The following is a 22,660-nucleotide window of genomic DNA, read 5'->3' as shown; positions in this document are numbered from 1 at the left end:
TGTGCCGACGGCTGGGGGCGCGAGGGGTGATCTCGTCATGCGCCGGTTCCCAGGTCGATGGAGGGCAGGTACTCGTACCGGTCGTCGACGTCGAGGTCGCGGGCCGTCTCAGGCAGGTCGCCGAAGGTGACTCCGGCGGCCTTGAGGTCGCCCACGATGTGGTCCAGGTCGAGGGAGTAGCGCGGGTCCTTGCCCCAGGCGCGGGCCAGGTCCTCGGGCAGGGCGGGGAGCGGTTCGTCGAAGTCGTGGATGATCGTCCCGTCGGCGGTGACCGCGCGGTCCAGGGTGAAGGTGTCGTTGCCGCGGACCTGCAGCACCACGTGCGCGGCGTGGGGGAACAGGACGCGCAGGAGTGCGGTGAACTCCTCGGCGGCGTCCTCGGCCTCGACGCGCAGCAACTCCTGGAGGGCGAGCATCCGGGTGTAGCCGGCGGCCGGTGACTCCTCGTCGGCGTCGGCGTCGGCGGCCTGCTCGGCCTCCTCGGCCATCAGCGCGTGGGCGCGGGCGGCCAGCTCGTGCTGGCGGGTGCTGAGATCGTCCAGGTCGCCGTGGACGGCTTCGGCTGCGGTGCGCACGAGGCCCTCCAGTTCGAGGGGGGTGAACGAGGCGCTGATGCCGATCAGTTCGACGAAAGGCGTCGCGGCTGGGCGGGTCTCGGGGGTGGGCTGCTGGATCATGTTCGGTTCTCCGGTCGGGAGTTGGGGGAGGGTCAGGTGTCCTGGGCGGTCAGGAGCACCGGGGGACGGCCGTAGGACTGGGTGAGGGCGTCCACGACCGCGCGGCCTGCGGCGGTGAGGTCCTGCGGGCTCGCGGTCCAGAAGCCCGCAAAGCACTCGGCGATCGGTGTGGCCGGGTCAGCGTCCGGTTCGCGCAGCGCCCAGCTCGCGCCCGTGGTGCCCAGCAGGAGGGCGGCCAGGAGGCCGGTCGAGCGCTCGGCGGCCTCGGGGTCGCCGTTGTCGAGGTCGGGGAAGACTGCCGCCCACGGGCCGGGTTCGCCGATGGGCTCTTCCTGCAGCTGGGCGTGCAGCAGCAGGCCGGGGGAGCAGACCAGCATCGGCTCGTCGGGCGCCTCGGGCCACACGGCGTAGACGCTGGTGCCGCAGCCTCCGTAGCTGTCGAGGAGGATCGGCCAGTTCACCAGGGAGCCGGTCATGGCGGTGCGGTCCATCCGCCGCCAGCGGGCCGTCACGTCTGGGCTCCGGCCGTCCGGCCGGGCACGGGGCCGCGGCGGGCGTAGGAGGCCAGGACGATGCCGAGGACGCCGTCCTCGCTGGCCTCGGGGTCGGTCACTTCGTTGTCGTGGAAGAAGTCGGCGGCGGCCTGGAACGCCGCTTCGAGGAGGGGACCTTGTGCGTCGTACCGGTAGCCCTCGCGCTCGGTGTCCAGGGCGTAGTCGAAGGTGAAGGTCCAGGTGCCGCGCTCGCGGACGGGAGCGGTGGCAAGGTCGATGCCCTCGCCGACGACGAGGGCCGTCTCCCACACCGTCCAGTTCGCGGTGAAGGCGGGGCGCGCGAGCTTGGCGATCAGCAGCCGGGCCCGCATGAGCGAGTGGAGCTGCGCGAGGCGGGCGGCCGGGACCGGCGGGGCGCCGTCGGTCGTCTCGTAGATGTCGTACATGGGGTGTCCGGGGAAGGCGTGGGAGCCGTGGACGGCGAAGGTGCGGCCGGTGTCGGCGACCTGCCAGCGGTGCCGGTCGCCCGTACCACCCGGCGCTGCGAGCGCGGCGATGGCCTGGTCGTGATCCCAGGGGTGCACGGAGAGCATGAAGAAGGGTCCTCAGGGGTGTGTGCCAGGGCGGCAGGGCCTGCGCGGAGGTCCGGCGGCCCGGCGGCGTGCTGAGAGTACGAGGCGAAGACGCCCCGGCGTGATTGCCTAACTCTATGAGTGAGATTAATGAAGGTCAAGAGTCTTGGCGAGATTGCTTAACTCTACGAATCTGGGTTACTGTGTGGATGTCGCCGAACGAGGCGGCAGCCGACCGAACGCCGATGACCCTTCTCGGCCCGGCCTGCCCTCACCGGCGCGCGTCCGCTCGTCCCGCGCCGCGCCCTGTTCCAGCCGAGGAGTTCCCGCACATGAAGCGAAGCCTGCGCCGCCACATCGAGGCCGCCATCAACCAGACCTGGAACCCCCGCCGCCTCGACCGTCGCGGCCGCGTCACGGTCGTGCTCTCCTTCGCCGAAGCGGCGTTCCCCGACGCCCCGCAGTGGAGCCCCGGGCCCGGGTTCACCGCCACCGCCGGCGAATACGCCTGGCTGCGCGACAACGGCGACGGAACGAGTACGGCAGTCGTCGCCGGGGTGGGCCCCAAGGAACTTCCCGGTGCGGACGGCGGGGAGTGGACCGAGCCGGAGGTCTGGACGGCCACGGCCCCCACCAACAGCCTCTTCATCGACAGCGGCGCCATGTGGGACAAGCCCCACCGCATCACCTGGCTGCTCGGCGACCCCGGCGCCACGATCACCCGCGAGCTCTACGAGGGCCACCCCTCCGCCGCCGTTCATGCCTACTGGGACGGCTTCCACGAGCAGTGGGGCTTCGTCCCGGGCCGGATGCACCGGGGCGAGTTCCCGTTCGCGGACCGGCGCCGCTTCGCTGCTCTGCACACCGAACCGGACTTCGGCAGCCTGCCCGACGAGGCGCAGCTTCTGGAGGCGGCCGTCACCTTGATGCGCTCCTTCGACGCGAAGGCCCGGGTGTACGCCTACGACCCCCAGCGCGGCACCACCCGCGACCCGATGCGCACCGTCTCCGACTACGCCCTCGCCAGCGTGGTCCGCGCCCTGGACCGCCGCGCCTCCCGCTGACCACGCTCACCCTCCTTTCCCCTCCCCTGGAGCCCTCTGTCATGGCACCGTCTTCCGTCCCCCGACCTTCGTCCGACGGCGCCGCGTTCACCGTGCGCGACGCCCGCCCCGCCGACACCGACGCCTTCATGCCGGTGATCGCCCTCGCCGATCCCCTCGACCCGGACCCTTTCGGCCTGGCGCGTGACGTCCTGGCCTCACCGCCCTTGCCGCCCCTCTCCCACGACCGGAACCTGGCCCTGGTCGCCGAGGACAGCCGTACCGGCAACCTCATCGGCGTGCTGTTCGGCGGCCCGCCGAGGTGGCTGTTCACCCACCCCGGCATCGACAGCCTTCCCCTGTTGGAGCGGCTGGTCGGCCGCATGGGCATGATCAACGGCATGGCCGTCCACCCCGGCCACCGCCGTCGGGGAGTGGCCGCCGCCCTGATCGACGCCGCCGAACAGCGGTTCGCACGAGCCCGGTACGGCCTGATGACGGTCAACCACGAGCCTGCCCTGGACGACTTCTACCGCCGCCACGGCTACACCATCGGGGACGCCCTCCTGGTCCACCTCCCGCAGCAGCGCCTCATCGGCATGACCACGGACGACACCCGCATGTCGGCCAAGCCGCTGCACCCGGCGGTCCGCCTCGCCGACGTACCCGGCGCTCCCCATCAGGTCATCACCGGCCTGGTGCCCGGCGCCTCTCTCCCGGCCGACGCCGTGTTCGACGGCACCCGCCTCCGGTACTGACCCCCACCGGGCCCGGCCGGCGACTACCCCCGCCGGGCCCCGCCGCACCAACAGGAGCCGCCATGCCGCCCCACCTGCACATCGCTGAACGCTGCATCCACGGCGACACGAAACGCCACCTGTGCGATCACCGCCTCCTCTGGAGCCGCTACCGAGTACGGGAAGTGCCGTGCCTGCCCTCATTCTGCGAAACCGCCCGCCGAGCCCAAGCCGCCCAGAGCCAGGACCGCTGACCGCGACCGGGCAACCGCCCCAACCACCCGCCGAGGAAAGGCCCATGCCCCGATTCCGCTTCCACCACGGCGGCGCCCCCGAGACCTACGACGCCGAGCTGCTCCGCGCCTGGAGCGGCTTCTGCGCCCGGCGCGGGATCTCCGCCTTCCCCCGCTACCCGACCGGCGATGCGGAGCTGGACGCCTGGAACGCCTCCCACGAGTACCGCGAGCGCCCGCTGGAGCAGATGACGCGGCTGCGCCTGCCCGCGCCGGTGGGACGGCTCCGCCCCGGCCGGTACCGGTGGCTGGCCCGCAAGTACTGGCGGAAGAACCCAGCCCGCCTGTGGTGGCTCGGGCACATCTTGGACGAGGTCCGTTCCGACTGGCGCGGCCCCTGACCGTGCCCGCCGCGAACCCGCAGGGTCAACGCGGGGAGCCGGACGAGGGAAGGCCGGCGAACCACGTGGCGAAGGGCACCCAGGTACCCGCGGGAGCGGCCAACAGGTTCTCCAGCGCGCCGAACCGCAGCGCCGAACGACTCCCGAGGGGGAACACCTCCCTGAGCATGTCCGCCACCGGGTCCGGACCGCTGGGTCGGACCCGCTCCTCGAACAGCTCGTAGGACGATGCCTCGGCGACGTGCAGCGCCCCTGCACGGTCCCCGACCGCCAGGCGGGGGCAGACGCGGGCGGCGTAGGCGGCGCAGGCCGCGTGCAGCGGTGGCTCTCGTACGAGCTGGGCGGCCTTCCCCTCCGACCAGCCGGCGATGAAGACCGCCTTCACGTCCCGGCTGATCGAGGTACCGCACAGCTGGCAGCGCCGCCGGGCCATCGCCGTGCGCTGACGCCGCGGGCACACCTGTCCCAGCAGCGGGGCGCCGGTGCCGGTCGCGCAGTAGCACCACAGCACCGCACCCTCCTCGGGGCTGCGGATCACCGAAGGCCGGCCCGGAGAGTCGCGGGGCTCCCACAGCGTCGCCCAGCCCACCGGATATCCCCGCCCGTCGCGGGGGAGGCCGGCCACCGCCGGCGGCACCGGGACCTGTTTCCACCCGGGACGGGCTCGCGTCTCTTCCACGCCGCCGATCCTCGCAGAACAGCGCCCGGCAGCCACGGCCGGGCGGAACCGACGGCGGCCCCATCCGGGACCGGCTGCCCTCACGGGACGCCAACACGAAAGAGTCTGTTGCTTAAGTCTACGAGTAAGGTTAATCTCTAGCTATCGGCCTGCCCCGGGCCTAACCCGCCAGGTAAACGCCGGATGGAGCAGCCCTCCTCGGTGAACGGTCCCGGGCCGAACCCAATGCGTACGGACAACGATCGGAGCTCGGCGCTCTGCACCAGGAGGTGCTGGCACCCGACTCGGAAGAAGAGGCAGCAGCAGATGGCTGATTCAGTGAACCTGACCGAAGATCCGGCCCGCCTCGGCGAGCGGCTCGACGTCGCCCGAGCCGAGCTCGACACCGCGCGTGCCCGGGTGAAGACCCTGGAGGACGAGGTCAGGGACCTGGAAGAGCGGACCATCGCGGCCCAGAGTGCCGCGGCTCTGGCCCACGGGGGAACGGAAGGTATTTTCCGCTGGTGGACGGAGCGGCGCCGTGGAGACGACCGGCGCCACGCATGGACCGCGATGCGCGCGTGGATGCAGAGCGTGCACCCCGCACTGGCGTGGTTGGACAGCCAGCCGGGCAAGGAACCCGTCAACATCAACTGGTGGGTTGAGCGCACGCCAACCCCGGAAGAGGTGGTAGCGGTTGCCCGGGAACTCGACCACATCGGCGCTGCGGTACGCACCGCTCGATCGAAGGACGTGCCGCTGTCCGGTCTGCGAGTGCGCGTCATGCCGCCCCGTACCGGGCCGCTGCGGTTCGGCGACCATCCCCAGCCTTGTCTCGTACTTCGTCTCCAGCCCCACGGCTGGGACCTGGCCACTCCGGCCGAGCGACCTGTAACGCTTGGCACCTGCCAGGGGAGCCCTCTTCCTCTCCTCGAACAAGCCCTCGGGGCGGCGCTCAGCGTCGCGGCCGACGTCTGACCGAAGAGGCACGGGCTCGAAGCGATAGGGGCCTGTCCATACCGGACTTCCGGTGTGGACAGGCCCCTATCGCGTGCCCGGTCAGGCGGACGCGATGCGGTTCGCGTCCATCAGCGCGTTGATCAGGGCCACCGTCTCGGGCGCGGAATCGGAGCCGCTCTCGATCTCGATGCGCGTCAGCTGATGAGCCGTCCGCTCCATCCCCTGGCGGTCACCGGTTGCGCTGTAGATGGTGAACAGATCCCGGTAGAGCAGCTCGCTCATCGTGTCGCAGACCAGCCCGCGGGAAGCCGCCGCCAGCGCGGCACGGTAGTCGCGTACGGCCAGGCGCCGGGTGGCGAGCTCGTGTGCGACGTCCACGACCGCCGAGATCATCTCCTGGATGTCGTATTCGGCCCAGGCGTACTTGGACTGGTTGATGTCGCTGAAAGGCCGGCCGCGGACGAGCGCCAGCGCGTTGGCCAGCGCCGTGTCGGCCTCCGTACCGGAGTAGTGCATCCCTTCCCGGTAGTACGCCTGGAACTCCTGCCAGTCGCTGGTGACCTGGTCGTTGAAGCTGTAGATGCCGCCGCTGATCGTCGGCAGGTAGGCGCCGGACGGGTCGGCGGCCTCCAGGAGGGGGTCGCGGCCGAGCCAGGCCCTCAGCTTGGAGATCGCCGTGTTGCGGGTGTCGGCGAGTATCCGCTGGCCGGGCCAGACCGCTTCGTCGAGCTCGTGGCGGGACTTGCCCGGGTGCAGGGCCAGCCAGGCGGCGATTTCGGTGAGCGCGTTGCGGCGGTAGGACTCGACCTTGCCGAGGGTGCTGATCACGTCGACGGGTCCAAGGACGCGGATCTGCGGGGCAGACGGGGGGTCCGGGGGCGTGTTCAGGGCGGCCAGCACGCCGGAGGTGACGGCGGTGACCCGGGCGGCCGGACGTACGGGACGCGCGGCTTCCGGCTCGACCGGGTGGTCCTCCGGCTGGCCCAGGGCCTCCGGGGACAGGGCTGAGCCCTCCGGCGGCTGCCCGGCGGCGAGCTCGTCCAGGTCCTCGGGCTCCTCGCCCCCTTCGGGTGCCTCGCCCTCCTCGACGACCTCCTCGCCGCGCTCGTCAAGGACCTGCTGGAGCGTCTCGTCGAAGAGTCCCTTGGGCAACGCCTCCACCTCCGGTGCGATTCCGTCTTCGGCTTCCTCCACGAGGTCGCCGCCTGCCGCGCCGGTGACCGAGGGGGCCAGGGCGCTGAGGCCGAGGTCGGGCACCGCGGTGGCCGAGGAGGACCGGAGGGGGCTGACCGTCACCTGCACGATCGGAGCGGCCGGCAGAGCGGCGGGCGGCTGCTCGTCGGCGTCCTCCAGCGTGGAGTCCTCGTCGTCGGCGCCGTCTTCCGTCGTGTCCTGTGCGAGGGCGGAGTCGCCTCGCTGCGGGACCGGACTCGGGCCGTTCGGCACGGAGGTGCCGTCAGGCGCGTGGGTCCAGGCGGGGGCCGGGACGTCGTCGGTGCGGGCGGCCGTGGCGAGCAGTTGGACCAGCGGCAGGTATGCCTCGTCCTCCAGCCTCTGCAGGGTGACTGTCAGATCCAGACCGGGCAGCTGCACCAGGCTGCCGGGCGCGGCCGCAAGCGTCCACGCGCCGGGGACCTCGAGTTCGTCTCCGGCCTCGGTGACGATCGCGGTCGCGGTACGGGGCCGCGAGGACAGCAGATCGGCAAGAGCCTCCGCCTCGTCGCCGCTGGGGGCGGTGGGGGCGATCAGCACCTTGGGGATCCAGGTGTCGCCGCCGTCCTCGGACAGGCGGGCCTGGCCGAGACCGTCGAAGTCGCCTGCCTCCAGAGCACGGCGCTGCAGGGCGTCGTGCGCGCGCAACTCCGGCAGGGCCTGAGCCAGATCCTCCTGGTGCTCGACACGGACGGGGAAGACGCCGGCGAGTTCCTCGCCGAGGCCGGCCAAGAGCAGCGTGGTGTCGTCGGACAGGCCGGAGGAGGCCAGCTCGACGGCCATGCCCAGCATGACGGCGCGGATGTCGGTGCCGGTGCCGCTCAGGCGCAGCGCGCCGACGGACTCGAGGTTGACGAGCACCGGTTCGCCCTCCTCGGTCTCCCCGAGGCTGACGAGCGCCGGGTAGGGGGGCATGGTGTCGTGGGCCTGGTCCTCGTCCAGGAGCTGGGCGCCCCGGGCCGGGCACCACCAGCGGTCCGGGCCCTCCTCCATCTCGGTGAAAGGGGGGATCTGCGGGGTCGGCGCCGACAGGTACAGCTCCAGGCCCCGGGCGGTGACACGGACGGCCTCCAGCGGCGGGAGCGGCTGGCCGGCCTTGGCGCAGCTGGCCGCCAGGGTGCGCAGGGCGACGTCGACCAGGTCGAGGCCCTCAGGGTCGGACGCGGCCCGCAGCTGCTTCTCCAGGTCGGCCGTGGCGGTGGCCTGCTGCGGCATCGGGATGCGCCGCCGCGGGCGGCGGCGGCGTTGCTGGAGCGCGCGTCGGCCGCCGAGGACGGCCAGGACGGCGGCGGCGAACATGCTGGTGACGGCCAGGACCACCGACGCAATGGAGGACTCGTCGGCATCGTCGGCCGGCGCTGCTACGGGGGCCTGGGGCTGCTCGGCCTGCGGGTGCGTGGGCGCGGTGCTCGGGGTGGCCGCCGGCTGGCTGTGGTCCGCGCCGGCGCCCGGGATCGCCGGGGACTTGGGGGCTTCCTTGGTGGGCTCCGCCGTCGGGGTGCTGCTCTGGCCCGCACCGTCGCCGGTGTGGGGTGCGGGGGTGTCGGCGGTCGATCCGGTGCCCTGGCCGTTCCCGGTGCCGTTGGCGGACTGACCGCCACCTCCCGCGTCCGGGGTCTGCGCCGGGACGGATGTGTCGCCGGAGGGCTGGGCGGCGGCGGTGTGCGGCAGCTGCAGTTCCCAGCCGGGATAGATCTTGTCCGGGTCGGTCAAGGTCCGGCCGTCCGGCTGCTGCACGCCCTCGTTCAGCTCGGCGAGCTTGGGGTAGTCGGCGGCGCTGCCGAGTTCCTTCTCCGCGATCGAGGACAGCGTCTCGCCGGGCTGGACCCGGTGCTCACGGTCGGTGGGGTTCCAGTCCCCCGGCATCGCCAGCTTCCAGCCAGGCTGGAGGGCGCTGCGGGTCGAGAACGTCGTCCCGTCGACCATGGTCTTGCCGTCGTTGGCCGTGGCGATCTCCCGCCATCTGGAGGCGTCCCCGAGCTGCTTGAGGGCGATCTTCGACAGGCTGTCGCGGGCCTCGACGGTGTAGGTCCCCGGTTGCTTGTCGGCGGTGCGCGCCGCGGCGGCCGGGGCGTCGGCGGTCGTGCCCGCCTGCACGGTCGCCGGGGCGGTGACGGCGGTGGGGGAGTGTGTCACGACCGGTGCGGCCGAGGCCGGCGCCGCCATGGCGGTTCCGACGGGCAGCAGCACCAGGACGGCGCTGACCAGGGCGCCGGCCATCCGCTGCTGGAGGCCGAGGGCCGGCAGGCGCAGGGTGGGGCGCCCGCGCAACTGGGCGGGGATCTCCAGCAGGGTGGACAGGGCGAACGTGAACCAGCCGATCCAGCCGATCGCCATGACGACGGCGAAGAACGGCGCGCCCAGCTGGTGGCTGGTCAGCAGCGAGGTGATCTCGTCGAGTGACACCCCTTCGGGCAGCAGCACGCCGGTGAGGGCCCACAGCAGCACGGGCAGTCCCGCGAGGAGGGCGATCAGGACCACCAGGCTGACCAGGCCGCGGACGACATCGACCGCCCGGAGGCGGCGCCGGGCGGTGTGGGGGCGAGTCGGTGTCATGGCGCGGATCATCCCTCCGGAGCGCCGATGCCGTGCAGGAGCTCAGCGCTGGCGTGACCCTCGACGGAAAGCGAGGACTGGCCGATGACCTGCAAGAAAATCGTCTTGTGCTGAATGGTGACGTGGACGTTGATGCTCTTACCGTCGCCGCTGACCGTAACCGTGCCGCGGACTCCGGCGGAGTTGAGGTACTGGTAGGCCGCCTGCTGCGCCGCACCGGGGTCCAGGACGACGGCCGTTCCGGCGATCGCCTTCGCCGGGTCGATCGCCTGGCCGCCGGCGCGCGCGGCCTCGGCGGCGATTGCGTCCGCCCGCTCGACATCGCGCAGCTTCCCGCCGAGGTCGAAGCACAGGCCGAGCATGACGAACATCGGAATGACCATCAGGAGCCACCACATCGACAGCGAGCCGCGGTCGTCGCGGAGCCAGTCGAGGCGGGAGGCGGAGGTGGTGGTGCTCATCGCTGCCTGTACCTGTCGATCACGGAGGTGAAGCTGGACTGGACGGTCTTGGTCCCGATGGAGAAGCCGAGGTCGTTCAGCTGCACGGTGCAGCTGACCCGCACCGTGACCGCGCCGTAGGTCCCCAGCGGGGCGCTGAAGCCGGAGGTGTCCACGCTGACGCTGGTGTTGGCGCACTTGAGCTTCTGGTCCGAGAGCGCGACCTCGGCGGCGGTGCGCGCGTTGGTCTGTGCCTCACCGGGACTGCGGGCGATCGAGGCCTCGCGCGCGGCGGCCGCGGCCGAGGAGTCGACGGCGCTGCCGGCCATGACGATGCGCCCCGCCACGAACGCGATCGCGAGGAACAGGATCGCGGCGGGGACCCACATCACGAACTCGATGGCGACGCTGCCGCGGTCGTCGTCGCAACGACGCAGGCGGCGCAGGAACCGCAAGCGACTGGTCACGGGGTGGTCCACCTCTCTACCGGGCCGGTGGCGCGCTCGGTGACGGTGATGCTGAGACCGAGCAGGGATGGTGCCTTGGCGGTGACGGTGAACACGACACGGTTCGCATTGGAGCCGGACGTGCTCACCCGGGGGTTGACCAGGGTGCCGTCGACGCGCTGGAAGACGGCGTTGGCCCGCGCGACACCGTCTCCGGTGCTGTTGCCGTAGGCGCGAGCCCCGGAGACGGCCTCGCGGGCCGCGGTGGTGGCGGCCTGCTTGGCGAAGTAGATGTTGCAGGTCTCGATCACCATGAAGCTCAGCAGCAGGGCGGCGGGAAAACAGATCAGCATCTGCAGGCTCGCGTCGCCGTCGTCCTCCCGCCACCGCTGCCGGATACGACGGGCGAGTGCCCGAAGAGCCACTTACAGGCCCTTCATGTCGTCGAGCTTGGACTGGCCGAGGACCTTGAACGCGGCGATGGCTATCGCCGCGAACGCCACGATGCCGACGATCCACATGATCGTGGAGATGTTGTTGTCGCCGCGGTCGCCATCCTCGCGGGCGTCGGTGAACTTCTGCTCGGCGGTCGACAGGAGGTGCGCGAGCGCGGTGTACGCGGTGACCGCCATGCGCAGAGCGGGAGAGGTGTTCATGGTGATGTGCTCCTTGTGAGTGCGGTTCAGACGAGGAAAATGCGGACTACGGAGGGGAAGCCGAAAAAGACCAGCAGGACCATGGACAGCAAGGTCACCGGCACGATCAGGCTCTCGGAGGCGGCGTTCGCCCGGGCCTGCTCGGCGGCGGCCTGCTCGTCGGCCAGGCTCTCGGCCCGGCTGCGCAGGGTGCTGTAGATCGCGGCGCCGTCGGTTCCGGCGCTGGCCACGATGTCGGCGATGTCGCCGGCCGCGGGCACGTCGAGCTCGTCGGCGATGGAGCGCAGCGCGTCCCAGGCGGGCGCCCGGTCGAGACGGGCGCGGACGAGGGCGGCCTGGATACGGCGGAAGGCCCAGCCGTTGCCGACCTCGGCCGGCCGCTCCAGGGTGTCCTGGGCGCCGGAGCTGGAGATGCGCTCCATCGCGGCCAGTTCCATGTAGGCCATGACGGCCTGTGCCGCTTCCGCCCGGGCCTGGGCGGCCCGCTTGGCCAGCTGCGCGTCGGGGAGGAACCACAGGCCCACCCCGGCGGCCACACCGGCCAGGCCGGTGAGGAAGAAGGGCAGGTCGATACCCGCGAGGGTGACGACCAGCGAGAAGAACGACGGCAGGAGCAGCCCGACGACGAAGTGCAGGGCCTTGCTGCCGAAGAACTCGCCGACGCTGTCGCCGACCAGGTTGAGGTTCTTGACCGGCACGCTGACACCGGGCCAGTCCCTGACCCGCTCGGCGACCCGGTCACCGACACGCTCGATCAGCGGACGCTGGTCGTCGCGGCGGCGGACCGGGGCCTGGGCCTTGCCGTGCAGTCGTTCCAGCGCGGGACCGAGCGCGGGTCCGGAGGGCAGCAGTTCACGGACGAGGAAGAACAGCCCCAGTCCGATGCCGGCGCCGGCCAGCAGGGCGACGGTGAGTTCGTTCATCGTGCCACCTCCGCGAGCACCGGGTCGGCGTCCGAGCCGGCGGCACGATCGTCGTACTCCATGAAGCCGGGAAGGGGCTTGTCCATGCCGAGACGGCTCATCCACCAGAACAAGCTGACGACCGCGGCCATCAGGATGACCAGGACGAGCATCCCCAGCGGGGTGCCGTAGGGCTCGATGTAGGCCTTGTTGAAGGAGAACCCGACGATCACCACCAGGGTGATCGCGCAGATCCAGCGGGTGGTGGTGCGGTGCTTGGCGCGGTCCGCTTCGACGTCGCGGCGGCGGCGGACCACGTTGGAGGTGCGGGCTGCCAGGTCGGACAGGACGTCCGCCAGGCCGGGCCCGCGGTCCTTCATCCGCAGCAGCAGCGCCGCGGCGACCAGGTCCGCCCGCGGGTCGCCGATCGCCCGCGCGAACGCGGTCAGCGCGTCCCCTGCGGAGACCCGTGACTGCAGGCGCACCGCCAGGTCCGCCACCTCGCGCTCGATGGGCCGCGGTGCTGTGCGGACCGACACCGCGATCGCCTCCTCGATGCCGGTACCGGTACGGACCAGGTCGGAGAGGCGCTTCGTCCACTGGGCGAGCGCGTCCAGCCGCTCGATCTGCTCGTTGGCCGCCTTGTTCGGATTGATGAGCCACGGCAGGAAGAAGACGGCACCGGCGACCAGCAGGGCGGAGGGGAGCCACCCGGAGACCAGCCAGGTCAGCATGCCGGCGACGGCGGCGCCGCTGATCTGCAGCTGCCGCAGCCGCTTGGTCTTCGGCGGGAGGGTGCGCTTGACCTTGACCGGACGGTCGGACACCTCGGTGCCGCGCACGCCCACGACGAACAGGACGAGGCCCCCGATGAGGAACAGCGCGGCGAAGCCGGCGATCAACAGACCCATCAGGCCACCGCCGTCCGCTTCAGCTCCAGCGGGCCGCCCCAGTTGCCGTTCTCGTTGCGCAGCCACTCCGGGTTGAAACCGGCGCGCACCAGGTCGTCCAGGCAGGACGGGTTGACGCCGGTCGGCACGGCGCGGGGGTCGAGCCCGGGGCGCGGCGCGTAGATCTTGTTGGTGGCGGGAAGGCCGGTTTCGCTGGCCTCGCCGGTGACCTCCAGGATCTGCTCGACGAAGCGGACCTTCTTACCGCCGAGGCGGGTCTCGTCGATCATCTTGACGTGGACGACGAAGTCCAGCGCGGCGCCGGCGATCAGGTAGGCCAGCTCCTGGGTCATCCCGTCGCCGTGCTGGATGCACAGCTGGGCGATGCGCGCGAAGACGCCCTCGGCCTTGCGGCTGTGGATGGTGCAGAGCGACCCGCCCTCACCGGCGGACATCGCCTGGAGCATGGGGACGATCTCTCGGGAGCGGACCTCTCCGACGATCATGCGGCGAAGCATCATGCGCAGGGAGGGGGCGATGAGGTCCGCGATCTCGATCTCGCCGACCTCGCGGCCGTCGACCCTCTCGCCGTTGCCTTCGCGGGCCTCCATCGGGACGACCTGCTTGAGGTGCCCGACCTCGTGGAGGAAGAGCTCGTACTCGGTCTCGAGCGTTCCCACGCGTTCCTGGGGGTCGATCTCGCGGGCCAGCGCGATGATCATCGTGGTCTTGCCGACGCCCTGGGTGCCCGAGATCATGATGTTCTTCTCCGCGGCCATGGCGGCCTTGAGGAAGTGCATCATCCCGGCGTCGATGGTGCCGTACTCGACCAGGTCCTCCAGCGTGACGGAGCGGATCCGCTGCTTTCGGATGGTCACGTACGGGCGTGGGGTGGACTCGGTCATCGCCTGCAGACGCGAGGTGTCCGACAGCCGCAGGGCCAGGGTCGGCGAGGCCTTGGACAGGCTCCGCTCGCCGGCGCCGTGACGGCGGGCGAGCATCTGGAGGAACTCGACGAGTTCCTCGTCGCTCTCCGCGACGGGGTCGACCTTCTGCCGGGGGCGGTCGGTGTAGTCGATCCACACGTCGTCGCACCCGTTGATCAGGATGTTCTCGACCGTCGGGTCGTCCAGGTGAGGCTGGAGGCGGCCGTGGGCGAACTGGGCGTCGAACACCGCCTGCGCGAGGGTGGTCTCGTCCGACTCGGCCGGCGAGATCTGCCGGGCCGCGGCGAAGTCCGCAGCCCAGCGGGCGACGAGCTCGTTGATGAGCTCCCAGCCGCGCTGCTCGGAGTCGTCGGCGGGCATGTCCCGCTTGTTGCTCTCCCTGTACGCCTGGAACTCGGGCGCCATCTGGCGGCTGAGCTCCTCGCGCAGGCTGTTGACGGTCTCCCAGTCCCACAGGGACTTGCGGGAGACCACGCGGCCGTCCCCGGCCGGCGTCTGCGCCGTCACCGGGGCCGGGGCCACCGGGCCGGGCACGACGGGGAATCCCGCGACGGGGACCTGCTGGGGCAGGTACGAGGCCTGGCCCGGCGCGTACAGGGGCTTACCGCGCTGCATTGACAGCTCCCTTCATTCGGTCGAGGACGGTCTGCGGACGCGCCGCCGGCGCGAGGAGCCTCTGCTGCTCCTGGACGGCGAGGCCGCGCAGTTGTTCGGACATGGCGCGCGCTTCGCGCAACAGGGCGGAGCGGCCGAAGTACCGGCCGCCGTCGCCGCCGTGGGAGAGGACCTGCGCGGCCCTCGGGTCGTGGGGGAGGGTGGCGAAGATGGGCAGTTGGAGCTGCTCGGAGATGTCCCGCGGACGGAAGTCCCCGTCGTCGATCACCACCAGGCCGAGCCGGCTGCTGTCGCGGCCGCGGACCTCGAGTGCGGCGCGCAGCGCCTCGACCCGCGGCTTGGCGGCGTTGGCCGAGCGCAGGGTACGGCGTACGACGACGGCGACGATGTCCGCGGACCTGGCCAGGGCGCTGGCCGTGCCGGTGGCCCCCGAGCGGCCGAGGTCCACCAGGACGTCGTAGCCGGGGTCCTGGGTCTGCAGCTGCTCGAAGAGCAGGCCGAGGCGCTGCCAGACCTGGCTGAGGCCGGCGGCCTGGGCGGGGTTGGTCAGGCCGGGCAGCAGCAGACGGTCCTGGGTGTCCTTGTCGGACAGGTCGATCAGCTGGTACCAGAACTCCTGGTCGAGCTGGCGGCGGCGGTGGGCGACCTCCAGGTTGTGCAGGCCGTAGTCGCCCAGGATCCGCGACTCGAGATAGCCCGCGGCGATCGAGCCGCCGTCCGGGTCGCACTCGGCCAGGATGGCGCGGCGTCCCTGCGGGAGCGGCCAGGTGAGCAGCGCCGCGAGGGCGGTCGCGGTCACTCCGGGGCCGCCGCTGGCGCCGGCGAAGGCGATGACGGCCATGTCAGCTCCCCGACGGCACGACGACGAGGGAGGCCTCGCCGTTCGCTGACCACTGGGCCAGGGTCGCGCCGTCAAGGGTGTTGGCGGCCAGGTCCACGACGCGGTCGCCGCTGTTGTCGGCCTTGCCCACCTCGATGACGACGGCCTGCACGGTGGTGTTCTTGTTGCCGCCGGCGGCGCCGTCGGCAGCAACGGCGTTGTTCTTCGGCGTGTGGATGACGTTGACCTTCTGGCCGGGGCTCAGCTGGCTGGCGGGGATCTGCGCCGGGGAGAGCGAGACACCCACCAGCGACTGGCCCTGCTTGATCAGCGGCTGGTCGGTGACCGACTGGGTGGTCAGCAGGCTGCCCTTGGTCAGGCCCACGGTGGTGCGCTTGCCGATCATCTTCTTCAGCTGGCTGGCCGGTACGGGAGTGAGGACCGGGTCGGTGGCGATCCGGGCTTCCACGAGGTCGTCGGCGGTGAGCTGGGCGCCCATCGGCACGTCGTGCGCGATGGCGACGACGGGCTCGCGGTTGCCCGTGGACATGTACAGCCACGCGTTGGCGCCGACGCCGACCGCGATCAGCGCGACGGCCATGGCGATGAAGCCGGGGCGGCGTCGGCGGACGACGGGCTGGCGGACGATCGACTTGGGAGCGGGCGTCTGCTGATCGGTGGTCTCGGGGGCGGGCCCCGTGGTGGTGCTCATCTGGGTAGTTCCTTACGTGTGCGGGCGAGTCACGGCTTGGCGACGACCTGGGCTTCGCCGATGGCGAGGTTCACGCCTCCGGAGGCTCGGGTCGTGGTGATGTCGCCCTGCTGGCCTCCGCCCTCCCAGTGCACCGTCCAGGTGGTGACGGCGCTGACGGAGAAGGCGCTGGAGGTCTTGGTGTACCGGTAGCCGCAGTCGGGAGAGGTGCTGCCGCCGTAGGACTCCTTGTAGGGAGTGCCTGCGCTGGTGCAGGTCACGCCGCCGCCGTCGCCCATCGTGTAGACGATCTTCTGCACGTTGGCCGTGGCGTTGACCGTGATGCCACCGGCCGAGGCGCTCGCGGAGACGGGGCCCCAGGTGCGGTCGGTCTTCACGTTCCAGATCCACACGGGCATGCCGACGATGCCGGTCGTGCCGGTACCCGGCGCCGTGCCGATCTGGGCTCCGAGCAGCCGCATCTTCTTGATGGCCTCCTGGGCGAGCTCCTCCGGGGAGGGGCCGCCGCCGAAGCCCGGAGGCGGGTTCAGGCTCCAGCTGGTGCCGCCGGCCAGCTCACGGCCGATGCCTGGGCAGATGACGTTGTACGCCTTCCCCTTGCCCCGGGCCGCTGGGTCCGAAGGCGCTCCGCTGCCCCACTGCCAGTCAGGGGCGTCCGGGGCGGGCTGGGGGTTGAGGAGGTCCCAGTAGCACTGGTCCGTGTAGTTGAACCAGCCGACGCCCTCCTCGTAGCAGGGCACCTCGCCGACTTCCTTGCCGTTGGGGTTCTTCCAGTGGATGACGCAGGTAGCAGCTCCGCCGCCACCACTACCGCCGCCTCCGCCGGTGCCGCCTCCGCCGCCTGTGCCTCCGCCGCCTCCGCCTCCTCCGCCGCCGACGTTGATGTCGCAGTCAGGGACGAGGTCAGGGCACTTGACACCACCGTCGGCGCTGGCTGTGCCGACGGGCACGGTGAGCGCGACCAGCAGCGCGATGAGAGCGCCGGTCAGCGCACCCGCCCCTCTGCGGCTCAGCACGTGCTGTCCTTGTCGATGGTGGAGTCGACGATCAGCCACTTGTTGCTGCCGTAGTACGCCTTCGAGGTCTGTACGTGGCGCCGGTTGGCACCGTCGAGGTCCGACTTCTTGCCCGTCTTGGCGTTCTCCGGGACGAAGTTCGAGCTGTCGACGCAGTCCACGACGGTCGCGGTCCGCGGATTGGTGTCCAGCGACAGGTCGGTGACCTTCGGGGACAGCACCGGGGCGCCCTTCACTACCAGGCCGTTGCCCTGGTAGTACAGCGCGGCCGCCTTGACCTTGGAGAGCGCCTTGTCGGCTGCGTACTCCTCCAGCTTCGAGCCGGAGAAGCTCCCCGAGCTGTAGAGCTTGGTCTGCTCGGCCCACATCCCCCGGTACGCGGCGAGGACCTGCTCGGTCGCGGTGGTGCTGGGGTTGGGCGAAGGGGTGGCCGACGTCGCCGAGGCGGACGGTGATGCGCTCGCCTTGGCGTCCCCGCCGCCCGACCCACAGCCGGCCAGCAGTGCCACGGCGGCCGCGGCCACCACCGCGGAGACGCCGGCCCGGCGTATCTCAACACTGAATGAAGGTGCCACTGGCATATCCCCCTGATGAGTGGTGGTCAGAAAGCTGAAAGGACATGGGAATTAGGCGGACCGCGGAATTCCGCGTCCAGTACGCAAACGGTTGATCAAATGGATATGGAGCCTAAATCGCCTGCTGGGGAGTCGTCACATGCTTTTAGCGACGGCCCCGTGGCAGCCGGCTGCCGGTGACGGCGTCCAGTGAGCGCAACAGCTGCTCGACCGTCACCTTCAGCAGTTCGGCGGCCAGCCGGAACTTCGACTCGTCGAGCGACGCGAGGCCCCGCTCGATCCGCGACCACCGGGCCTGGGCGACGCCCAGCCGGTGCGCCAGCGCTCGCTGGCTCCAGCCGGCCAACAGCCGAAGCCGCTGTACATCGTCCGACCTGCCGGTCGACAGGAGTGACTCCAGCGGCACTCTCAGGCTGTCGGCGAGGGCTTGCGCCGTCGGCAACTGCGGCTTTCGTCGGCCCTGTTCGTACAGGCAGATGTGGGTGCCGGCCACCCGCGCCCCGCGCACGCGGGCCATGGCCGCCAGCTCGTCCTGCGAGAGGGAGGCCCTGGTGCGCAGTCGACGCAGGGCGGCGGCGCTGAAGGCTGCTACTCCGCGGCTTGCCACCTTGCTCCGTCCCGACGGGGATCTCGAGGCGCCCCTCGGCGGACGGGATCCCGCCCGAGCCGAAAGCAGAAGGTGAGGCGGCGTGGTGCCCGGCCGCCAAGTACGTCCGCGCTGCTTCGGATTGGCTTGCGCCCCAAATCTGATTGGGAGTCAGCATTCCGTTGAAATGCACACGACCCCCCTCCCCGTGACCGCACGCGTGTGTGCGGATAGTGCTCGCCCCGTGACTGAATCTGACCGGTAACTTATACGAATCTTGCACGGCCTTTTCCGGCCGTCAAGATCTATTCTGACGATGATCTTGCGCTTTGCGGCTTATGTCCGATCTGTTCTAGTGTGGCGCTGACCTGGTCATCTGTCCGGCAGCGGTCGGTAGAGCGCCCATTGCCCTGCGGAGTCGCACCGGACAACCCCGTACTTTCGGCCATGCCGAAGGTCCCGCGCCCCCGTCCGGCGAGGCACTGGGTGCCGCCGCGGCGCCCAGTGCCCGCTGTGGCGGAGATCACGACCCCTCATGTGGACGCGCGGGCTCCGAAGCGGGCTTCGAGCGCGCACCCAGCCGGCCCGGAACCGCGACCCGTCCGAGCGCGAGCAACGCCAGGAACGCGATGAACAGCCGGTAGAGCGTGACCAGTCCGGACACCAGGCCGCCAAGGAGAGCGAGCAGCAACACCGGCCTGCCCCAGGGACTCGGAAGGTAGGGCGCCGTCACCACGGTCCCCAGCAGGCTGACCGTCAGCACCGCCCACACCACACCCCGGGCGAACGACGCCGCAGCCAGACGCGCCCGCTCGGCCGCCAGCGGATCCCGCGCACCCTCGCGCGCGGTCCCGGGCGCGGACCACCGCTTACCGGCCTTCATGGCGCTGCTCCCCGCTCCGAGGCGTCACATCGGCCGTACGCGCGACGGCCTGCTGGGCGTCCCGCAGGCCGGCGGCCAGCTCGTCCAGCCCCGCGGCGAGTTCGTCGAGGAGCTGCGCCGGCGCTGCCTCCTCGACGAGCCGGGCCCGCCGGCTGCCGAGGTAGGCACCCGGCGCCTCGGCCCCGCGCCCCGCTTCGTCCAAATCCGCCAGCCGGTGCTCCAGGCGCTCCCGCTCGCCCAGGGCCGCAGCAGCCGCCACACCCAGCCGCCGGTAGGCGGCCTCGTACTCCTGGACGACGTCGAGACCGGCCCCGTCCTCGCCGGCGGCCAGCACCAGGCCGGCGGCGTCCCACAGGAACCGGTGTCCGGCCTCGGCAGCGCGCCGAAGCTCGGCCACTCCCGACGCCGTTGCCGCCTCAGCCACCTCCTGCTGCAGGGCCAGGAGCCGGTGGATGCACTCCGCCCGAGGGACGGCGGCATCCACGACCCGCACATGGCGACGGGTGACGATCGCGGCGAGACCCGGCCCGCCCCAAGCCAGCGCGACGCCGGCCGCCACGGCCGTGGTCAGGGCCGCTCCCGAGGAAAGGTGCTCACGCAGCGCCGGGGCGAGCAGCAGGGCCGCGGCCACGACCACGGCCAAGCGCACCACGCTCACCGCGGCCGGCAGCTCGGCGCCGCCGATCCTCCGCAGGAACGGCGCCGGCCGCCGCCCCCACACAGTACGGGCGAGAAGCGATGCCGCCCGTGCGCCCGAGGCCGGGGCGACCACCCCGACCTCCGCGGGGAAGGCGTCCTCGAACCGCACCTCCGACTCCAGCGGGTACCCCCACCGGACCCAGCCCCACTCCGTCCGCTCCACCTGCCGCACCGCGCCGACGGCGGACTCGAAGGCCGCGGCGCCGGCGCGGCTCTGTCCCGACGCGGCGAGGTGGTACTGCAGGGCGTGGACCGTTTCGCGGTGCCAGCGGTCCACGTCACCGCCGTAGGGGAGCAGCCGGAGCCCGCCCCTGAACTCGCCCATCACTTGGACGCCCCCTCACCCGGCAGAGCCGGCCCGGGGCAGCTGGCCAGGACGCGGCGCAGCGCGTCCTTCTCCGGAGGGGTCACCCAGAGCTTGTACTTCGCCTTCACCGCGATCTGGCGCTGCGCGTAGCCGCAGCGGATCAGCTTGTTCGGCGGAAGCCAGGTGGCGGCGTCGCCGTCGCCCTTCGCCTCGTTCGTCGGGCCGTCGACCGCCACCAGGTTGAGCGGGTCGTTCGCGAGGCTGAGCCGCTCGGCCGCGCTCAGCTGCTGCGCGCCGGTCTGCCAGCTGAGGCTCAGGGGCACGATGTGGTCGATCTGCACGGCCAACGACGTCTTGACGCCGCGGGTGAAGGCGATCGTGCGCGCGGTGTACGGGTCGTGGAGCACCCCGGAGACGACGGTGCACGGACCCTGTCGCACGACGTCGGACAGATCGCGGGCGAGGACGTCGTCGCGGGTCGAGCAGCCGTTGTGGCTTCCCGGCGCAGTGCTGCTGTCGCTCCAGGCCGGACCGAACTGGTCGCGGCTGTACCCGGTCTGGGGAGCTCTCCCCTTGACGGTGAGCTGGTCGAGCTCCCGGAGGGCGGCCGTGGCGGACATCATGGGCCCGGCTGCGGCCTCGGGCGCCGACTTCACGACGTCGACGGGGGTGCAGGCGGCGAGCGTGGCTGCCGCAGCGAGGGCGGCGCCGATGGCCGCGGTGCGAAGAGGGCGGGGCATGGAGTGGTGCTCCTGACTGGTCGGAGGTGCGCGTCATCCCATAGAGGTGCCGCGCGGCGTATCCGTGTGACCACTCCCGCCCCACCGGTGTCGAGAAGTTCGGCGCGCCCCGGCCGGCGGCGCACCTCGCCGTCAGCCGAGCGTGCCGCTGAAGGTGATCCGGTCGCCGTGGTCGAGGGCCTCGACCGTGACCGGGCCGGGGACGGCGGAGGAGGGGAGGGTGAACCGCACGGTGGCGGTGGCCGAGCGCGAGGGCGCGATCGGGGCGTCGGGGTAGTCCAGGCTCGGGGTGACGGTCGCGGCGTCGGTCAGGCCGGCGCCGGTCATCACCCGCAGGGTGATGCCCAGGCCCGGCCGCGGGCGGGGACCGTCGTTGGTGACGGTGAGGTCGGCCGTCGCCGTCCGCTTGCCGTCCTTGTCCGGCCCGAGCGTGATCGGGGAGATCCGCAGACCCGCCGGCGACCACGTACCGAAGGGGAGGACAGGGCCAGGCGACGCCGGCGTCGTGCCGGTGGGCTCGGGAGAGCCGGACGCCGGGGTGGCGCTCCCGGGCAGGGTGCCCTCGAAGAAGAGGTCGTCCGCCTCCGCCATCCCCTCCTGGGTGGCCTCGGCGGTGACGGTGACCCGCTGGCCCAGGCCCTGCGGGGGAACGGCCACGCCTATCTCGGCGGTGTAGGAAGCGCCCGGCGCGACCTTCGTCGCAGCGTCGTGCGCGGGGAGCCCGGAGAGGGTCTGGTCCTTGACCGGGACGGCCTGGCGCCCCAGCGGGCCGTAGCGCACGGTGAGCGCGGTGTCCGGCAGCAGGGTGATCCGGTCGCTGGTATTGGTGAACGTCGCCGTGGTGCGAAGGACGGCCCAGCCGGCCGGCACCTCGCCGGACGAGGTGCCGGCCTCCTGGAACGGAGCCACCGCCAGGGTCCAGCCCTGCGCCGCGACGGGGACAGCGGGTCCCAGCTCGGTGATCCCGGACGGCAGCCCGGCCGGCGTGGCACCGGCGGTGGCCGGAGCGGACGCCGGGCCGGGAGCAGGCCCTGACGTGGAGCCGGCGCACCCCGCCGACAGCGTCGCGATGGCCATCACGACTACGGCGGCCCATCCCCGTGTGCTGCGCATGATTCTTCCCCTCGGTCATGGAGCGCGATCGCGCTCCTGAACGGGGATCATGCCAAAACAGCCGACGGTCGAATCTCAGCGCCGGGTGGCGGGCACGCCGGGAAGCACGGGCTGGTGACGTGTACCCAGCGCTCCGGGTGCTGCCTCGGCTTCGTCGTGCCCGGTCCCGGCGGGCTGTCCCACATCCTTGCGGGCGCGGGCGACGGCGGCCAACCCCTCGCGGACGATCCGTTGGTTCCTGGAATGGAAGGCTTCCGCCTCGATCAGGCGGCCGATCAGGACGTCGGCGGCGATCAGGCCCAGTCGGTACGACTCGTCGGCGTACTCCGCTGCCGCATCGGCGGCCGCCCGGGACAGCTCGGCCGCTCGGTTCGCCCATGCTTCGATGGCCTCACCGTTGTCGTCGGTGTCCGGGAGACGGTCTACGTGTTCGGCGAACGTCTGGGCAGCGGCGAACGCCAGAGAGATCGGCTTGAGGATCACGCCTGCGCCTCCGTTCCGGGGTACTCGCTGCTCAGCGCGGCGGTGCGACGGCGGTGGTGCTCGGCGGTGATGAGCCCGGCCTCAAGCTGTGCGTCGAACAGGGTGCGCGCGGCGGTCTGTCCCTCGGCGCGGGCACGTTCGATCGTGGCCTGGTCGCCGCCGAGGAGGGCCAGGCGGAAGTCGGCCACCCGGGCGCTGTGCTGCCGAGCCCGCTCGCGCACGGTCTCGCGGTCGATGGTGTTCATGTGGGGTGTTCCTTGAAGGGGTTGAAGGGGTTGGCCGTCCGG

At 71.7% G+C, this 22,660-nt stretch carries 27 protein-coding genes; 4 read left to right on the top strand and 23 right to left on the bottom strand.

Annotation, left to right across the window (positions count from 1 at the left end):
- Nucleotides 1-35: 35 nt before the first annotated feature.
- From NBY69_RS31000 to NBY69_RS30990, 3 genes are read right to left on the bottom strand one after another with little or no spacing between them, the layout of a single operon-like run.
- A complete protein-coding gene (locus NBY69_RS31000) occupies nt 36-677 on the bottom strand; it encodes a hypothetical protein (protein WP_250305220.1) in 642 nt (213 codons plus the stop codon).
- A 32-nt stretch (nt 678-709) separates the two neighbouring features.
- Nucleotides 710-1,189 (bottom strand): hypothetical protein, encoded by a 480-nt coding sequence (locus NBY69_RS30995; RefSeq protein WP_250305219.1) that lies wholly within the window; start codon nt 1,187-1,189, stop codon nt 710-712.
- A complete protein-coding gene (locus tag NBY69_RS30990; RefSeq protein ID WP_250305218.1) occupies nt 1,186-1,764 on the bottom strand; it encodes a hypothetical protein in 579 nt (192 codons plus the stop codon). Before NBY69_RS30990 ends, NBY69_RS30995 begins: the two co-directional genes overlap by 4 nt.
- A 311-nt stretch (nt 1,765-2,075) precedes the next feature.
- Between NBY69_RS30990 and NBY69_RS30985 the strand changes: the two genes are divergently transcribed.
- The 3 genes from NBY69_RS30985 (at nt 2,076) to NBY69_RS30975 (ending at nt 4,157) form a co-directional block, all read left to right on the top strand.
- Entirely contained in the window at nt 2,076-2,807 is a 732-nt protein-coding gene (locus NBY69_RS30985; RefSeq protein ID WP_250305217.1) for a hypothetical protein, read from the top strand.
- A 41-nt stretch (nt 2,808-2,848) separates the two neighbouring features.
- Entirely contained in the window at nt 2,849-3,544 is a 696-nt protein-coding gene (locus NBY69_RS30980) for a GNAT family N-acetyltransferase (protein ID WP_250305216.1), read from the top strand.
- Between the two features lie 277 nt (nt 3,545-3,821).
- Nucleotides 3,822-4,157, top strand: coding sequence for a hypothetical protein (locus tag NBY69_RS30975; protein ID WP_250305215.1), 336 nt, complete (start codon nt 3,822-3,824; stop codon nt 4,155-4,157).
- Between the two features lie 25 nt (nt 4,158-4,182).
- Here the strand turns inward: NBY69_RS30975 and NBY69_RS30970 are convergent, their stop codons facing one another.
- Nucleotides 4,183-4,836: a hypothetical protein gene (locus NBY69_RS30970; protein WP_250305214.1), complete on the bottom strand. Its 654-nt coding sequence runs from the start codon at nt 4,834-4,836 to the stop codon at nt 4,183-4,185.
- 306 nt (nt 4,837-5,142) lie between these two features.
- Between NBY69_RS30970 and NBY69_RS30965 the strand changes: the two genes are divergently transcribed.
- On the top strand, nt 5,143-5,793 hold the full coding sequence (locus NBY69_RS30965; RefSeq protein ID WP_250305213.1) for a hypothetical protein: 651 nt from the start codon (nt 5,143-5,145) through the stop codon (nt 5,791-5,793).
- 81 nt (nt 5,794-5,874) lie between these two features.
- Here NBY69_RS30965 and NBY69_RS30960 read toward each other — a convergent pair whose 3' ends face one another.
- The 19 genes from NBY69_RS30960 to NBY69_RS30870 all read right to left on the bottom strand — a co-directional run bounded on the left by NBY69_RS30960 (nt 5,875) and on the right by NBY69_RS30870 (nt 22,618).
- The gene (locus NBY69_RS30960) at nt 5,875-9,543 is read right to left on the bottom strand and encodes a LysM peptidoglycan-binding domain-containing protein (protein WP_250305212.1); all 3,669 of its coding nucleotides are present in this window, start codon (nt 9,541-9,543) and stop codon (nt 5,875-5,877) included.
- An 8-nt stretch (nt 9,544-9,551) separates the two neighbouring features.
- Nucleotides 9,552-10,004, bottom strand: coding sequence for a pilus assembly protein TadG-related protein (locus NBY69_RS30955; RefSeq protein WP_250305211.1), 453 nt, complete (start codon nt 10,002-10,004; stop codon nt 9,552-9,554).
- On the bottom strand, nt 10,001-10,450 hold the full coding sequence (locus NBY69_RS30950; RefSeq protein ID WP_250305210.1) for a TadE/TadG family type IV pilus assembly protein: 450 nt from the start codon (nt 10,448-10,450) through the stop codon (nt 10,001-10,003). The genes NBY69_RS30955 and NBY69_RS30950 overlap by 4 nt, the downstream gene beginning before the upstream one ends.
- Nucleotides 10,447-10,854, bottom strand: coding sequence for a TadE/TadG family type IV pilus assembly protein (locus tag NBY69_RS30945; RefSeq protein WP_250305209.1), 408 nt, complete (start codon nt 10,852-10,854; stop codon nt 10,447-10,449). Before NBY69_RS30945 ends, NBY69_RS30950 begins: the two co-directional genes overlap by 4 nt.
- Complete coding sequence (locus tag NBY69_RS30940) at nt 10,855-11,085, bottom strand: hypothetical protein (protein WP_250305208.1); 231 nt, start codon at nt 11,083-11,085, stop codon at nt 10,855-10,857. It abuts the gene before it with no gap.
- A gap of 26 nt (nt 11,086-11,111) precedes the next feature.
- Complete coding sequence (locus NBY69_RS30935; RefSeq protein WP_250305207.1) at nt 11,112-12,008, bottom strand: type II secretion system F family protein; 897 nt, start codon at nt 12,006-12,008, stop codon at nt 11,112-11,114.
- Entirely contained in the window at nt 12,005-12,898 is an 894-nt protein-coding gene (locus NBY69_RS30930; RefSeq protein WP_250305206.1) for a type II secretion system F family protein, read from the bottom strand. Before NBY69_RS30930 ends, NBY69_RS30935 begins: the two co-directional genes overlap by 4 nt.
- Nucleotides 12,898-14,439: a CpaF family protein gene (locus NBY69_RS30925; protein ID WP_250305205.1), complete on the bottom strand. Its 1,542-nt coding sequence runs from the start codon at nt 14,437-14,439 to the stop codon at nt 12,898-12,900. The genes NBY69_RS30930 and NBY69_RS30925 overlap by 1 nt, the downstream gene beginning before the upstream one ends.
- Nucleotides 14,426-15,280 (bottom strand): hypothetical protein, encoded by an 855-nt coding sequence (locus tag NBY69_RS30920; protein ID WP_250305204.1) that lies wholly within the window; start codon nt 15,278-15,280, stop codon nt 14,426-14,428. Before NBY69_RS30920 ends, NBY69_RS30925 begins: the two co-directional genes overlap by 14 nt.
- A 1-nt stretch (nt 15,281) precedes the next feature.
- Entirely contained in the window at nt 15,282-15,971 is a 690-nt protein-coding gene (locus NBY69_RS30915) for an SAF domain-containing protein (protein WP_250305203.1), read from the bottom strand.
- A 29-nt stretch (nt 15,972-16,000) separates the two neighbouring features.
- Nucleotides 16,001-16,987 carry a hypothetical protein gene (locus NBY69_RS30910; RefSeq protein WP_250305202.1) on the bottom strand — a complete coding sequence of 329 codons (987 nt, stop codon included), beginning with the start codon at nt 16,985-16,987 and terminating at the stop codon, nt 16,001-16,003.
- Nucleotides 16,981-17,562 carry a hypothetical protein gene (locus tag NBY69_RS30905; protein WP_250305201.1) on the bottom strand — a complete coding sequence of 194 codons (582 nt, stop codon included), beginning with the start codon at nt 17,560-17,562 and terminating at the stop codon, nt 16,981-16,983. The genes NBY69_RS30910 and NBY69_RS30905 overlap by 7 nt, the downstream gene beginning before the upstream one ends.
- Nucleotides 17,563-17,707: 145 nt before the next feature.
- The gene (locus NBY69_RS30900; protein WP_250305200.1) at nt 17,708-18,169 is read right to left on the bottom strand and encodes a helix-turn-helix transcriptional regulator; all 462 of its coding nucleotides are present in this window, start codon (nt 18,167-18,169) and stop codon (nt 17,708-17,710) included.
- 502 nt (nt 18,170-18,671) lie between these two features.
- Complete coding sequence (locus tag NBY69_RS30895; RefSeq protein WP_250305199.1) at nt 18,672-19,031, bottom strand: hypothetical protein; 360 nt, start codon at nt 19,029-19,031, stop codon at nt 18,672-18,674.
- Nucleotides 19,018-20,055 (bottom strand): hypothetical protein, encoded by a 1,038-nt coding sequence (locus NBY69_RS30890; RefSeq protein WP_250305198.1) that lies wholly within the window; start codon nt 20,053-20,055, stop codon nt 19,018-19,020. Before NBY69_RS30890 ends, NBY69_RS30895 begins: the two co-directional genes overlap by 14 nt.
- A complete protein-coding gene (locus NBY69_RS30885) occupies nt 20,055-20,777 on the bottom strand; it encodes an HNH endonuclease family protein (protein ID WP_250305197.1) in 723 nt (240 codons plus the stop codon). The genes NBY69_RS30890 and NBY69_RS30885 overlap by 1 nt, the downstream gene beginning before the upstream one ends.
- A gap of 132 nt (nt 20,778-20,909) precedes the next feature.
- Complete coding sequence (locus tag NBY69_RS30880; RefSeq protein WP_250305196.1) at nt 20,910-21,890, bottom strand: hypothetical protein; 981 nt, start codon at nt 21,888-21,890, stop codon at nt 20,910-20,912.
- 75 nt (nt 21,891-21,965) lie between these two features.
- Nucleotides 21,966-22,373 carry a hypothetical protein gene (locus NBY69_RS30875; protein WP_250305195.1) on the bottom strand — a complete coding sequence of 136 codons (408 nt, stop codon included), beginning with the start codon at nt 22,371-22,373 and terminating at the stop codon, nt 21,966-21,968.
- Entirely contained in the window at nt 22,370-22,618 is a 249-nt protein-coding gene (locus NBY69_RS30870; protein ID WP_250305194.1) for a hypothetical protein, read from the bottom strand. The genes NBY69_RS30875 and NBY69_RS30870 overlap by 4 nt, the downstream gene beginning before the upstream one ends.
- Nucleotides 22,619-22,660 lie beyond the last annotated feature (42 nt).

It is taken from the genome of Streptomyces sp. A 4/2, assembly GCF_940670765.1.
In the GTDB taxonomy this organism is placed as follows: Bacteria; Actinomycetota; Actinomycetes; order Streptomycetales; family Streptomycetaceae; genus Streptomyces.
This window is presented reverse-complemented; position numbering and strand designations above follow the sequence as displayed.

Bases quoted from the DNA above. Each gene is read 5' to 3' on its own strand.
- NBY69_RS31000 (WP_250305220.1), bottom strand. From the start codon at position 677: ATGATCCAGCAGCCCACCCCCGAGACCCGCCCAGCCGCGACGCCTTTC.
- NBY69_RS30990 (WP_250305218.1), bottom strand. From the start codon at position 1,764: ATGCTCTCCGTGCACCCCTGGGATCACGACCAGGCCATCGCCGCGCTC.
- NBY69_RS30985 (WP_250305217.1), top strand. From the start codon at position 2,076: ATGAAGCGAAGCCTGCGCCGCCACATCGAGGCCGCCATCAACCAGACC.
- NBY69_RS30980 (WP_250305216.1), top strand. From the start codon at position 2,849: ATGGCACCGTCTTCCGTCCCCCGACCTTCGTCCGACGGCGCCGCGTTC.
- NBY69_RS30975 (WP_250305215.1), top strand. From the start codon at position 3,822: ATGCCCCGATTCCGCTTCCACCACGGCGGCGCCCCCGAGACCTACGAC.
- NBY69_RS30965 (WP_250305213.1), top strand. From the start codon at position 5,143: ATGGCTGATTCAGTGAACCTGACCGAAGATCCGGCCCGCCTCGGCGAG.
- NBY69_RS30960 (WP_250305212.1), bottom strand. From the start codon at position 9,543: ATGACACCGACTCGCCCCCACACCGCCCGGCGCCGCCTCCGGGCGGTC.
- NBY69_RS30955 (WP_250305211.1), bottom strand. From the start codon at position 10,004: ATGAGCACCACCACCTCCGCCTCCCGCCTCGACTGGCTCCGCGACGAC.
- NBY69_RS30940 (WP_250305208.1), bottom strand. From the start codon at position 11,085: ATGAACACCTCTCCCGCTCTGCGCATGGCGGTCACCGCGTACACCGCG.
- NBY69_RS30935 (WP_250305207.1), bottom strand. From the start codon at position 12,008: ATGAACGAACTCACCGTCGCCCTGCTGGCCGGCGCCGGCATCGGACTG.
- NBY69_RS30930 (WP_250305206.1), bottom strand. From the start codon at position 12,898: ATGGGTCTGTTGATCGCCGGCTTCGCCGCGCTGTTCCTCATCGGGGGC.
- NBY69_RS30925 (WP_250305205.1), bottom strand. From the start codon at position 14,439: ATGCAGCGCGGTAAGCCCCTGTACGCGCCGGGCCAGGCCTCGTACCTG.
- NBY69_RS30920 (WP_250305204.1), bottom strand. From the start codon at position 15,280: ATGGCCGTCATCGCCTTCGCCGGCGCCAGCGGCGGCCCCGGAGTGACC.
- NBY69_RS30915 (WP_250305203.1), bottom strand. From the start codon at position 15,971: ATGAGCACCACCACGGGGCCCGCCCCCGAGACCACCGATCAGCAGACG.
- NBY69_RS30895 (WP_250305199.1), bottom strand. From the start codon at position 19,031: ATGAAGGCCGGTAAGCGGTGGTCCGCGCCCGGGACCGCGCGCGAGGGT.
- NBY69_RS30890 (WP_250305198.1), bottom strand. From the start codon at position 20,055: ATGGGCGAGTTCAGGGGCGGGCTCCGGCTGCTCCCCTACGGCGGTGAC.
- NBY69_RS30885 (WP_250305197.1), bottom strand. From the start codon at position 20,777: ATGCCCCGCCCTCTTCGCACCGCGGCCATCGGCGCCGCCCTCGCTGCG.
- NBY69_RS30880 (WP_250305196.1), bottom strand. From the start codon at position 21,890: ATGCGCAGCACACGGGGATGGGCCGCCGTAGTCGTGATGGCCATCGCG.
- NBY69_RS30870 (WP_250305194.1), bottom strand. From the start codon at position 22,618: ATGAACACCATCGACCGCGAGACCGTGCGCGAGCGGGCTCGGCAGCAC.